Genomic DNA, 12946 nt, shown 5'->3' on the forward strand with positions numbered 1-12946 from the left:
GCAGCGGTCAGGCGCAGGCGAGCGCGGCGTACGGGACGACGGCGGTGCGGCCGTCCGCGGTCGCGGTCGCCTCGCCCGCGGGGAGGGTCGCGGCGCGGGCGGGGAACGCCTGGTAGGCGCTCGCGCCCGGAGCGACGTCCGTGACGGCGCGCGAGCCGAACGGCGTGGCGAGCTCGACGTCGACCGGTGCGTCCGCCGTGCTCGTGGCGCGCACCGCGACGTAGGCCTTCCCGGCCAGGCACCGCGACTCGGCGGTGACGGTCAGCGGCGGCTCGCCCGTGCCGGAGCCCGGTACGACGGCGTCCCACGGCACACGCGCGACGAACACGTCCGCAGCACCCGCGTTGGTCGTGCCCGCGGTGGCGCCGTACGTGAGCCCGGTGAGCAACGCCGCTCCCTCGCCGGTCGTGCCGGCTGAGTCGTCCGAGTCTGGCCCGGAGGCCGGGGCCGGAGCCGCGAACAGGTTCGCGTCGTCCCACTCGTCGGCGCCGTCGCGCTCGCGCGACCCGGTCTGGGTCGCCTCGCCCGGGGCGCCGTCGGCCGCGACGGGGATCGTCACGACGTCGACCCCGCCGACGGCCGTGCCCAGCGCGCCGTACGTCGTGCCGACGACGAGCACCGCGTCGTCCGCGCCGAGGACGCCCGTGACGCCGCGGTCGTCGGTCGACGTGCCGACCTGCGTCGTCCACAGGACCTCGCCCGCGGGATCGAGGGCCTGCACGACGACGTCGTTGTCCCCGAGGTTGCCGCCCTCGCCGAGCGCCCCGCGCGTGTGCCCGACGGCGACGACCGACCCGTCCGAGCGCGCCACGAGGCCGTTGACCTGGTCGTTCTCGCTCGTCGCGACGGCGCGCAGCCACTCCAGCTCGCCGTCGGCGTCGTAGCGCGCGACCCAGCCGTCGTTCGCGCCCGCACGCTCGGTCCCGGGCATCCCGCCGCCCGACACCCCGCCCACGTACACCGCGCCGTCGGGCGAGGCCGCGACCGCGAGCGCCTTGTCCTCGCCGGGCCCGCCCACCTGGCGCAGCCACAGCAGCTCGCCCGCCGCGGAGACCCGCCCGACCAGCGCGTCCTTGTCCCCGGCGCTCGGCGCGTCGCCCACGGCACCGGTCGTGTACCCGGCGACGTAGGCGCCGCCCGCGCCGTCGGGCGCGACGGCGTAGAAGCGGTCGGCCGCGGCGGGGTCGCCGGTCTGCAGCGTCCAGGCGCGCTCGCCGTCGGCGGTGACGGCCGCGACGAACCCGTCGTCGCGCGTCGTGCCCGCGTGGGCGCCGTCGAGGTCGCCCTTGGTGTACCCGGCGACGAGCACGCGGCCGTCGGCGCCCGGCACGACGCCGTACGCGCGGTCGTCCGCGGCCGTCGCGACCGCGTGCCGCCAGACCTCGGCGCCGTCGGCGTCACGCCGCACGACGACCGTGTCGAGACCGCCCGCGGGCTCGTACCCGTCCCACGCGCCGGCGAGGTTCAGCGCGACGGCGGTCCCGCCGTCGGGCAGGGCCGCGACCCCGCCCGCGCGGTCGTCGCCCGCGGAGCCGAGGAGCTCGGCGTCCCACGGCGCGGCGGGCGTGGTGCGCAGGCGCGCCGAGACGTCGACGACCCCCTCGCGGAACGCGGGCCGCCAGACCTCCCAGTCGTGGCCACCGTCGAGCACGCGCAGCTCGGCCGTCACGCCCGGGACGCGGCGCGCCTGGTTGTAGAGGCGCGCGGACTCGAAGTCGATGTCGTGCGTGGCCTCGGCGGGGTCGGGGTTGGCCCACTCGTCGTCGCCGACGGCGACGAACAGGTGCACCGGGAGCGCCGGGTCGAGCGCCGCGAGCGCCGTCGGGTAGGACAGCTCCGTGTACCGGTCGGCGTCGAACGGCGCGGTCCCGACGCCGTAGCCGCCGTGGTCGCGGGCCGAGGAGTCGGCCGGCGGCTGCGGCACGTAGACGGCGGGGCTCAGCACGATGCCCGCGGAGAACGTGTCCTGGTGGGCGAGCGTGAACCGCAGCGCGCCCGCGCCCCCCATGGAGTAGCCGCCGACGGCGCGCGCCTCGCGGTCCTCGACCGTGCGGTAGGTCGCGTCGACGTGCGCGACGAGGTCGCGCGTGAACGCCGTCTCGACCGCGGTGCCCGCGCCGGCGCCCGTCGCGTCCCCGGTGTACAGCGAGTCCGTGTACCAGGAGCCGCGGTCGTTCCACGGCGCGTCGGGCATGACGACGACCATCGGCTGGATCTCGCCCGCCCCGATGAGCTCGTCGAGGTCGCCCGTGACCTGCTGCCACGCGGCCTGCGTGTCGCCGCGGCCGTGCAGCAGGTAGAGCGTGGGGTACTCCTGCTCCGCGTCGTCGTAGCCGGGCGGCAGGTAGACCGTGTAGTCGATCGGCCCGGCCGCGGAGTCCGCGACCCGCCCCGGCTCGACCGTGCCCTGCTCCGCGGCCGTCGCGGGCAGCGCGAGCCCTAGCCCGCCCAGGCCGACCGCGAGGGCCAGCGCCGTCCCGACCGCCGTCGTCCCGGGCCGCCGGTGCGGCCGTGGTGCTCCGTCCATCGTGTTCTCCTCGTCGAGATCCGTTGATGTGCTGCCCCCTCCCCCTCCCCCACGCGCCGAACACGACATGAGGGTCGCTATCCGGTCGATATCGACCTTCATGTCGTGGTCGACCGCGGGCGGGGTCGTGCTCGGCGCCGGGGCTAGCCGGCCGGGCGGCGGTCCGCCAGGGCCAGCACGGTGCGCGCGCGCTCGACCATCGCGACGTCGAGGAACGTGCCGTCCGCGAGCGCGACGACGCCCGTGCCCGACGCCGCGGCGTCGCCGACGCGGTCCACCACCTCGTGCGCGCGGGCCACCTCGTCCGGGGTCGGGAGGAACGCGTCGCGGATGGTGTCGAGCTGCGCGGGGTGGATCGCGGTGCGGCCGCAGAACCCGAGCGACCGCCCGGCGCGGCACGACGCCGCGAGCCCGGCGAGGTCGCGCACGTGCGTGAACGCGGACATCGCGGGCGACGGCAGCCCCGCCGCCCGGGCCGCGACGACGACCCGGCTGCGCGCCCACGCGAGCCCGGCCTCGTCGTCGACCCGCAGGTCGGAGCGCAGGTCCGCCTCGCCGAGCCCGAGCGACGCGACCTGCGGCGACGCCGTCGCGAGCTCGAACGCCCGCTCGACGCCGAGCGCCGACTCGACCAGCAGGTGCAGCGCCCGCCCGGGGAGCGCCGCCGCGAGCGCGCGCACCTCGTCGGCGGACTCGACCTTCGGCGCGCGCGCCCCGACGGCGAGCGGGAGCCCGGCGAGGGCCGCGACGTCGGCGGCGTGCCACGGCGTCGCGGGGTGGTTGATCCGCACCTGGACCCCGCGCGCGGCGGCGGCCTCGTCCAGCAGCCCGACGGCGTTCCCCCGCGCCTCGTCCTTGCGCGCCGGCGCGACGGCGTCCTCGAGGTCCACGAGCACGACGTCGGCCGCGGACCCGAGCGCCTTGGCCACCCGGTCGGGCCGGTCCGCGGGCACGTACAGCAAGGTCAGCGGCGGCGCACCGGCCCGGGACGCGCGCCGGTCTCCCGGACCCGGCCGAGCGCCCGCACTCATACCGCGCCCTCCGCCCGGAGCTCCGCGACGCGCTCGGGCGAGAAGCCGAGCTCGCCGAGCACGGCGTCGGTGTCGGCGCCGTGCGCGCGGCCGGTGAAGCGGATGACGCCGTCGTTCTCGGACATCCGGAACAGCGGGCCCTGCATGAGCATCGGCCCGAGCTCGGGGTCCTCGATCTCGTGGATCGTGCCGAGCGCGCGGAACTGCGGGTCGTCGACGATGTCCTGGGCGTCGTAGATCGGCGCGACGGCGGCCTGCGCCTCCTCGAACGCGGCGACGACCTCGTCGCGCGTGCGCTGCGCGATCCAGCCGCCGACGGCCTCGTCGAGCAGGTCGGCGTGCTGCGCGCGCTCGACGCCGCTCGCGAACCACGGCTCGTCGACGATCTCGGGGCGCCCGACGAGGCGCATCACGCGCTCGGCGATGGACTGCGCCGACGTCGACACCGCGACCCACTGCCCGTCGCGCGTGCGGTAGGTGTTGCGCGGCGCGTTGTTCGCGGACCGGTTGCCCGTGCGCGGCTGCACGGTGCGGAGCTGGTCCCAGCGCGTGACCTGCGGCCCGAGCATCGCGAGGATGGGCTCGATGATCGCCGTGTCGACGACCTGCCCGTGCCCGGTGCGCTCGCGCGTGGACAGCGCGACCATGACGGCGAACGCCGTCGCGAGCGACGCGACGCCGTCGGCGAGCCCGAACGGCGGGAGGGTCGGCGGGCCGTCGGGCTCGCCGGTCATCGCGGCGAACCCGCTCATCGCCTCGGCGAGCGTGCCGAACCCGGGGCGGGTGCGGTACGGCCCGACCTGCCCGAACCCGCTCACGCGCGCGAGCACGAGCCGCGGGTTGCGCGCGGACAGCTCGTCGTAGCCGAGGCCCCAGCGCTCGAGCGTGCCGGGCCGGAAGTTCTCGACGACGACGTCCGCCTCGGCGACGAGCGCGAGGAACACCTCGCGCCCGCCGTCGCTCCCCAGGTTCGCGGTGACGGTGCGCTTGTTGCGCCCGAGCGTCTTCCACCACAGGTTCACGCCGTCCTTCGCGGCGCCGTGCGTCCGCGACGGGTCGGGCTTCGTGGGGTGCTCGACCTTGACGACGTCGGCGCCCAGGTCGCCGAGGTGCATCGCCGCCATGGGCCCGGCGAACAGCGTCGACGCGTCGACGACGCGCAGGCCTGCGAGCGCGCCCGCGGCCGGGTCGCGCGAGACGCGCGGTGCGTCCGTCATGCCGTCACCCCCGTCCCGTCGTCGGCGAGGTCCCACGCGCAGCGGAACCCGACGGTCGCGCCGCGCGCGAGCCCCAGGCCGGGGACGAGGAGCTTGACGGCGTAGTCGGCCGCGTGGCGCCCGCCCTCGACGTACCAGTCGGAGCCCTCGGCGCGGTGGTCGCTGCCGCCCTTGAGCATGACGAACCGGGTGCGGCCGTCGGAGTGCTCGGAGCCCGTCCAGCTCCACACGGCCGGCTCGCCGCGCGTCCAGCCGGGCTGCTCGGCCGCGAGCTGCCACTCGTCCTCGGTGGGCAGGCGCCCGCCGCGCCACGCGCAGAACGCGCGCGCGTCGTCGAGGTCGACGAACGTCACGGGCTCGCCCTCCGTGCCGGGCGCGGGACGGCCGTCCGCCCAGTGCGCGAGGAAGCGGTGCGCGACGGCGGGCGCGTACCCGGTGGCCGCGAGGAACTCCGCGAACTCCGCGTTCGTCACGTCGGGGCCCACCGCCACCGGGGCGGCGAGCTCGCCGTCGCGCTGGAGGGTCCGCGCGTCGTGCAGACGTGGCGGGAGCGGCTTCCACTCGTCCACGTACGGCGCGCCCTGGTACATCCCGGTCTCGCGCGCCCGGTACCGGACGGTCAGCACGTACGGCCCCGCGGGCACGACGACGGCCCCCGCCCCGGGCGCACCGCTCGCCCCAGGAGCCGCGACGGTCTCGGCAGCGGGTGCGAGACGCCGCGCGAGGCGGTGCGGGAACCGCGCGTCGGGGTCGTGCGGCGCGGTCTCGTCGAGCGCGGCGACCGCGTCGCGCAGGTGCGGCAGCCAGTCGGGCTCGCCGACGCCGTCCGCCACGCACAGCATCGCGGCGACCCCCCGCCCCGGCACCCGCACGCCCCGCCGAACCCGGGATTCCTCCCCACCGACGGCCCCGGCCGAGGAACGATCCAGGGTTCGGCGGGAGGGGTGGTCGGGCGGGAGGAGGGGGCCGGCGTAGTCAGTGGCGCCTCGGTTCACCAGCGTCCACAGGGTCACGCCGTCGAGGTCCCAGCGCGAGGCGTAGACCCCCGCCTCCTCCGCCTCAGGGGCGAGCTCGGTGAGGGGCGTCCACTCGCCGTCGAGCAGCAGCGGTCGCGCCGCGCGCTGGACCGTGACGAGGCGCTTGACCGTCGCGGCGTCGCGCCGCGACCACCCGACCCACACGCCGAACACGACCTCCCACACCATGACGCCCACGCCGTTGAGCCACGCGGACTGGAGCTCCTCGGAGTGGTCGCGGTGCCAGCGGCGCACGTGGTGCTGCATGTGCCGGCGCTCGTACCAGTGCGCGCGCAGCACGCCGGGTACGGGCGAGTCGGCGAAGAACTGCGCCCACGACGACGAGTGGTCCTCGATGCGCTCGACCGGGAGCTTGGACTCGCCCTCCAGGACGATGCCGGGGCGCGCGGCCTCGAGCCGCGCGACGAGCTCCGGCTCGGCCTTCTTCAGCGTGTCGAGGAAGACGCCGTCGGCACCGAGGTCGCGCACGACGGCGGCGAGCTCGGTGAGGTCGTCGTCGCCGCGGCGCGTGCCGACGTCCCACGGGTTGTAGTCGACGAACACGTGCAGGCCCGCGTCGTGGAAGGTCCGCACGAGGTCGACGATGCCCGGGACGTCGCGGTAGAAGTCCCACTGGTTGCGCTCGTCGATCCCGATGACGGGGTACGCGTGCCACAGCACGACGGCGTCGAGGCCGCCGAACCGCTCGCGCGCGTCGGCGAGGAACCGCTCGGGCGTGAACCGGTGCTCCTCGAACGAGTACAGCAGCTCGTCCCACAGCCACACCTGCGCGACCGTCGAGCACCCCGCGGCCCACGCCGCGTCCGGGCGGTCGTACGCGGCGCCCGTGTACCCGTGGCGGCGGCGCGCGTCGTCGCGCCACGCGGAGAGGCGCTCGCGCCAGGCCGGGCGGTCGGCGGGGTCGGCCGGGCCGACGAAGATCTTCGCCTCGTCGAGCGCGAGGGACTGCTCGGGCGTGAGCGGCCCGTCGAGCGCGACCTCGGTCGGCAGGTCGATCGGGCGCGGGACCAGCGGGTCGAACGTGTAGGTCATGGTGCCTTTCCCTCGGCGGGCCGGGCCCGCGCTCGGTCGTGCGGTGAACAGGCTCAGGTCGGTCGGGTGAGGTCCTCGGCCCGCCGCGCGAGCGCGACGACGTCCGCCGCGTCGGGTACGGCGTCCTGCGCCCCGGGCCGGGTCACCGCGAGCGCGCCCGCGGCGGCGGCGAGCCGCGCGGCGTCGGGCAGGTCGGCGCCGCGAGCGAGCGCCGCGGCGAGGACGCCGCAGAACGTGTCGCCCGCGCCGGTGGTGTCCACGGCCTCGACGGCGACCGCGGGGACGTCGGTGAGCAGCTTCCCCCCGGGCAGGCGCTCGGCCACGAGGCTCCCCCGGCCGCCGAGCGTCACGACGACGGCCGGGACGCGCAGGAGCAGGAGAGTCGCGAGGCTGCTCGGGTCGGTCCCGCGCGCCGTCGTCCCCTCGGGACCCGGAGCGCCCTCGACTCCCTGCACGTCTCCGGGAGGTGGCGCCGCACGGAGGTCAGCCCCGGCGAGGTCCGCAGCCTCGTGCTCGTTGACGACGAGCACGTCGATCGCGGCCCAGAGGTCGTCCGGGAGGTCGCGCGACGGCGCCGCGTTGAGGACCAGCAGCGCGCCCGGGCGGCGCGCCGCGGCGGCGGCGCGCACGACGTCGAGCGGGATCTCGAGCTGCGCGAGCACGACGTCCGCGGCGGCGATCCGCTCGGCCTGCGCCGCGCCGACCGTCACGTGCGAGTTCGCGCCGGGCGCCACGACGATCGCGTTCTCGCCGTCGGGCGAGACGGTGATGAGCGCGGTGCCCGTCGCGGCGTCCCCGCGCTCGACGAGGTCGGTCCGCACGCCGCCGCGGTCGAGCGACGCGAGCAGCAGGTCGGCCGCGTCGTCGTGCCCGAGCGCGCCGACGAACGTCGTGTCGGCACCGCCCGCGCGCGCCGCGCCGACCGCCTGGTTCGCGCCCTTGCCGCCGGGGTTGCGCCGCAGCTCGCCGCCGAGGATGGTCTCGCCGCCACCGGGGTGCCGCGGCACGTCGACGACCAGGTCGACGTTCGCCGACCCGACGACCACGACCCGCCCCGACCCGCCCGGGACCGTGGCGCCCTGCTCCCCGTCCGCCGTCGTGCTCATGCCCGTACCTCCTCCGCGGAACCCTGCACGGCTCCCCCGGCCACCACGACCGGGACCGTCGCGAGCGCGACCGTCCGCGCCGCGAGGTCCACGATCCTCTGCTCGCCACCGGGCAGCGAGGTCGCGATGCGGCCGTCGAGCGGGCGCGTCCACTGCGGGCCGATCCCGTCGACGCCCTGCAGCGCACCCACCACGCCGCCGACCGTCGCGCCGGCGGAGTCGGTGTCCCACCCCGCGGTGACGGCGATCGCGACGCTCGCGCCGAAGTCGCCGCGGCCGTCCGCGCCGCGCCCCGCGGTGAGCGCGTAGGCGATCACCGCGGCGTTGTTGAGCACGTGCACCCAGTGCAGGTCGCCGTACGCGGCGTGGATCGCGTCGAGCCCGGCGCGCACGCCCGCCTCGGACGCGTCGCCGTCGCGGCCCGCGTCCCTGCCGAGCCGGATCGCGGCGGCCAGGCGGCTGCCCGGCGGCACGACGGCGTCCGCCGCGTCGAGCACCTCGTCCACCGTCTCGCAGACCATCGCCGCCGACGCGAGCGCGGCCGCCCACATCGCGCCGTACGCGCCGTTGCGCGTGTGGCTCAGGCGCGCGTCCGTCCACGCGAGGCGCGCGGCCTCGCGCACGTCGCCGGGCGAGACCCAGCCGAGCACGTCCGTGCGGATGAGCGCGCCGATCCACTCGCGGAACGGGTTGTGGTGCGTCGCCGTCTCCGGCACCGGCCGCGCGTCCAGGATGTTGCGGTACGCGGCGCGCTCGGCGGTGAACACGCGGCCCGCGGGCAGCGCGTCGAGCCAGAGCTGCGCGACGTCGTCGGTCGTGAAGCCGCGCCCGTGCCGCTCCAGCAGGGCGAGCGCGAGGATCGGGTAGTTGAGGTCGTCGTCCTCCGGCATCCCGTCGATGTTCTCCTCGAGCGACGTCGGGGCGCTGCGCCGGTTCCACGGCCAGCGCGCGGCGACGTCGTCGGGCAGCCCGACGGCGGTGAACCAGCGGTCGAGGGGCCACCGGCCCGTCGCGCGCAGGATCTCCTCGATCCCGGCGCGCGGGATCTTCTCGACCGGCTTGCCGAGCAGGCAGCCCGCCGCGCGGCCGGTCCAGGCGCCGAGCACGCGGTCGGCGTACGCGGCGTCGGCGGCGGTGGCGGTTCCGGTCGCCGCGCCGGCGGCGAGGCCGTCGGAGGACCCGACGGCGCCCGGGCGGGTCGGCAGGCCGGGCGCCGCCGGGAGCGTGGCGAGGATCGCGTCCCAGTCGTCGGGCTCGTGCGGCGCGGGCGCCGCGGGCAGCGCGTCCAGCTCGACGAGCAGGTCGCGCGCGAGCGTGCGGAGCGCCGGGGTCGCGGGCACCGGTCCGGCACCGCTCACCGCGGGGACGGGGTCCCCGCCCGCAGCGGTCCAGCGCTCGCGCACGTCGGCGAGCGCCGCAGGGTCCTTGCCCTCCGCCGTCGCCTGGACGAGCTCGTGCGCGAGGAGGTCCTCGGGCTGGGCCCAGGTGAGCCTCACGCCGGGTCACCCGCCCGCGCGGGCTGCGCCGCGCCGTCGGGCACACCGGGTCCGCTCCCGTCCACGGACGCGCCGCCGAGCTCGGCGAGCGCGCGCAGGCGCGACGTAGCGCGCTCGCGGTCGGAGCGGAGGATGTCCGCCGCCGCGGACGCCATGAGGCGACCCGTCTCGCGGATGTCCATGCGGCTCGCGTCCTCGATCGCGTCGAGCCACTCGTCCGGCACGACGGCGGTCCCGCCCAGCCCGGCGCACACGGCACCGGCCATGACGGCGATCGAGTCGGCGTCGCGCCCGTAGTTCACGGCGCCGAGCACGGCGCCGCGGAAGTCGCCGCGGTGCCCGAGCACGAACCCGAGCGCGGCGGGGAGCTCCTCGATGGACTTGGTGCGCGACGGGCGGCGCGCGTCCATCGACATCTGCCGGTACGCGGGTCCGACGGAGTCGAACGGCGCGACCGTGTCGCGGATCAGCCGCGCGAGGGCGCGCTCCTCCTCGTCGGTCGTGGGCGCCGTCGTCCAGCCGTCGAACGCCTCGACGACGGCGCGCAGCGCGGCGGCCGTGCCGTCGTGCGCGACGTCGAGCGCGGCGTGCACGACGTCGTCGACCGTCGCCCCGGGCGCGACGGACGCGGCGACCATGGCCGCGAACACGCCCGCGGCCTCGCGGCCGTAGCTCGACTGGTGGGCGCCCGTGAGGTCGATCGCCTCGGCGTACGCGCCGCGGGGGTCGCCCGCGTTCGCGAGGCCGACCGGCGCGACGTACATCGCCGCGCCGCAGTTGACGACGTTCCCGACGCCCGCCTCGCGCGGGTCGACGTGCCCGTAGTGCAGGCGCGCGACGATCCACTTCTCGGCGAGGAACACGCGCTGGAGCAGCAGCGCGGTCGACTCGAGCTCGGGGATCCACCGCGGCTCGCCGATCATGAGCGGCACGAGGTCCTCGGCCATCGCGTACGCGTCGAGGTGCTCGCGCCGCTTCGCGTACACCTCCACGAGCGCGCGCGTCATGAGGGTGTCGTCCGTGACGTGCCCGTCGCCCTTGTGGTAGGGCGCGATCGGACGCGCGTCCTGCCAGTTCGGGTACCAGGGCTCGACGATCCCCGTCACGCGCCCCCCGTGGCGCTCCTCGATCTGCTCGGGGGTCCAGCCCTCGGTGGCGCCCCCCAGCGCGTCCCCCACCGCCGCTCCGGTGATCACTGCCACCGCTCGGTCGTCCAGCCAGGTCACGGTCCACTCCCTGTCGATCTCTCCTCGGCGCGGGTCGCGCCCGGTGCGACCCGTGGGGGCCGCGGTTCCCGGCGGGGGCGGTCGACCACCGACCGACCCCGCCGCTTGTCCTGCTACTTGGTGATCTCGTCCCAGCCCGACTCGAGCTCGGTCGCGAGCTGGTCGGCGTCGATCTCCTGGGCGAGGAACTTCTGGTACGCGGGCGTCGCGACCGTGTCCTTCCACTGCGCGTACGCGTCGACGAACAGGTACGGCGCGGACGTGAGGAACTGACCGGACGAGAGGATCGTCGACCAGCCGTTCTCGTCGCCGAGCGACGCCGCCATGGCCTCCTGCGCCGACGTCGTCGCCGGGATGAGCGCGTCCGCCTCGTTGAGCGCAGCGAGGTTCTCGGTGTCGGTGAAGAACTCGATGAACTCCGCGGACTCCTCGACGTGCTCGGAGTCGATGTTCACCGACAGGGTCTGCGGGTTGGCGGCCTGCTCGGCGCCGTCGGGACCCTCGAGCGGAGGCAGCACGACCCAGTCGAAGCCCTCGGGCGCGTCGTTGGCGATGTTCGCGGCCTGGAACGAGCCCTGGATCGTCATCGCGACCTGGCCGCCGTAGAACGACGCGAGCGTCTCCGACCCGGACTGCGTGAGGGTCACCGGCAGCACCGTGTTGTCGGTGTGCGCCATCTCGTCGACGAGCTCCGGCAGCGCCATCTCGCCCTCGCCGATGGTGATGCTCGCGTCGGCGCCGGTGCCCTCGAAGTACTGGCCGCCGAACCCGGGAGCCATCGCCATGAACGCGGCCGTCGGGCTCGCGAGCCCCCACCCGAGCCCGTACGCGCCGTCCTTCGTGGTGGCCTTGGCGATCTCGCGCAGCTCGTCCCACGTCATGGTCTCGCCCGTGGGGATCTCGACGCCCGCGGCCTCGAGCATCGTCTTGTTCGCGAACACCATGTAGGACTGCAGCTCGGTCGGGTACGCGATGACCTGGTCGTCGACGGTCACGGAGTCGAGGATGCCCTCGGGGATGTCGGCGCGCTTCTCGTCGGACATGTACTCCGACAGGTCGGCCAGGTAGCCGTCCACGGCGAAGGGCACGATGCTCGCCGCCTCGTAGTGGATGATGTCCGGCGCGGCGCCGCCGTTGAACTGCGTGATGAGCTTGTCGTAGATGCCGTCCCAGCCCGCGGGCACGATCTCGACCTGGACGTCGGGGTTCGCCTCGTTCCAGTCGGCGACGATCTTCTCGGTCGCCTCGATCGCGGCGGGCTGGTCGGACAGCGACTGGAACTTCAGCGTCACGGGGCCGCCGTCGGTGCCGTCGTCCCCGCTGCCGCCCCCGCTGGAGCAGGACGCGACGAGCAGGGTCGTGATCGTGAGGCATGCGGCGATGGACGCACCACGAGTCTTCATGGTTCTACCTTTCGGGTGGGGGTGGTTCGGGGGTTCATGGGGTCACCCCTTGACGGCGCCGGACAGCAGGCCGCCGGTGAGCTTCTTCTGCATGATCGAGAAGAAGACGATGCTGGGGATGGCCGCGAGCACGGAGCCCGCGGCGAGGGGACCGAGCGCCACCTTGCCCTCGCCGCCGATGAACATCTTCAGCGTGATGGGCAGCGTGTAGTTCTCGGGCGACTGGAGCAGGACGAGCGCGAAGAAGAACTCGTTCCACGAGGACACGAAGCTGAACATCGCCGTCGCGACGATGCCCGGCATGAGCAGCGGGAAGACGATCGTGCGGAGCACGGTGAACCGGCTCGCGCCGTCCATCGAGCCCGCCTCCTCCAGGTCGACCGGGATCGCGGAGACGTAGCCCTGCATCATCCACAGCGCGAACGGGAGGGTGTACGTGGTGTGGACGAGCGTCAGCCCGACGAGCGAGTCCGTGAGCCCGATGGTCCGCAGGATGAGGAACAGCGGCAGGATGATGAGGATCACCGGGAACACCTGGCTCACCAGGATCCAGCCGACGCCCGCCGCGCGGATCTTGCCGCGCAGGCGCGCGAGCACGTACGACGCCGGCAGCGCGATGACGATGACGAGCATCGTCGAGACGACCGCGACGATCGCGCTGTTCCACGCCGAGCGCACGAGGCCCTGCCGCGAGAGCGCCTGGGAGTAGTTCTCCCAGTGGAAGTCCTGCGGGACCAGGCTCACGGTGAGCGAGTTGAGCTCGCCCGACGACTTGAGCGAGGCCGAGATGAGCCACAGCAGCGGGAAGCCGAGGAAGAGGATGTAGAACGCCAGGGCCACGTACTGGGCCGGGCGGACGAGTGCGCGCACG

Annotated in this window: 9 protein-coding genes; all 9 read right to left on the reverse strand. The window is 75.5% G+C overall.

The window, feature by feature from the left end; translation table 11 throughout:
• Nucleotides 1-7: 7 nt before the first annotated feature.
• The gene (locus ACTJIY_RS05730) at nt 8-2527 is read right to left on the reverse strand and encodes an alpha/beta hydrolase-fold protein (RefSeq protein WP_440673544.1); all 2520 of its coding nucleotides are present in this window, start codon (nt 2525-2527) and stop codon (nt 8-10) included.
• Nucleotides 2528-2670: 143 nt separating this feature from the next.
• Complete coding sequence (locus ACTJIY_RS05735; protein WP_353708179.1) at nt 2671-3480, reverse strand: HpcH/HpaI aldolase/citrate lyase family protein; 810 nt, start codon at nt 3478-3480, stop codon at nt 2671-2673.
• A gap of 74 nt (nt 3481-3554) precedes the next feature.
• On the reverse strand, nt 3555-4775 hold the full coding sequence (locus tag ACTJIY_RS05740) for a CaiB/BaiF CoA transferase family protein (protein WP_440673543.1): 1221 nt from the start codon (nt 4773-4775) through the stop codon (nt 3555-3557).
• Nucleotides 4772-6844: an SUMF1/EgtB/PvdO family nonheme iron enzyme gene (locus tag ACTJIY_RS05745; protein WP_440673542.1), complete on the reverse strand. Its 2073-nt coding sequence runs from the start codon at nt 6842-6844 to the stop codon at nt 4772-4774. Before ACTJIY_RS05745 ends, ACTJIY_RS05740 begins: the two co-directional genes overlap by 4 nt.
• A 53-nt stretch (nt 6845-6897) precedes the next feature.
• Nucleotides 6898-7950: a ribokinase gene (locus tag ACTJIY_RS05750; protein ID WP_440673541.1), complete on the reverse strand. Its 1053-nt coding sequence runs from the start codon at nt 7948-7950 to the stop codon at nt 6898-6900.
• A complete protein-coding gene (locus tag ACTJIY_RS05755; protein WP_440673540.1) occupies nt 7947-9446 on the reverse strand; it encodes an ADP-ribosylglycohydrolase family protein in 1500 nt (499 codons plus the stop codon). Before ACTJIY_RS05755 ends, ACTJIY_RS05750 begins: the two co-directional genes overlap by 4 nt.
• Nucleotides 9443-10648, reverse strand: coding sequence for an ADP-ribosylglycohydrolase family protein (locus ACTJIY_RS05760; protein WP_440697220.1), 1206 nt, complete (start codon nt 10646-10648; stop codon nt 9443-9445). Before ACTJIY_RS05760 ends, ACTJIY_RS05755 begins: the two co-directional genes overlap by 4 nt.
• Before the next feature lie 137 nt (nt 10649-10785).
• Nucleotides 10786-12075 carry an ABC transporter substrate-binding protein gene (locus ACTJIY_RS05765; RefSeq protein ID WP_440673538.1) on the reverse strand — a complete coding sequence of 430 codons (1290 nt, stop codon included), beginning with the start codon at nt 12073-12075 and terminating at the stop codon, nt 10786-10788.
• 42 nt (nt 12076-12117) lie between these two features.
• Complete coding sequence (locus ACTJIY_RS05770; RefSeq protein WP_253054486.1) at nt 12118-12945, reverse strand: carbohydrate ABC transporter permease; 828 nt, start codon at nt 12943-12945, stop codon at nt 12118-12120.
• Nucleotide 12946: the final 1 nt, after the last annotated feature.

The organism is Cellulosimicrobium sp. 22598 (assembly GCF_052044445.1).
Classification (GTDB): domain Bacteria; phylum Actinomycetota; class Actinomycetes; order Actinomycetales; family Cellulomonadaceae; genus Cellulosimicrobium; species Cellulosimicrobium cellulans_G.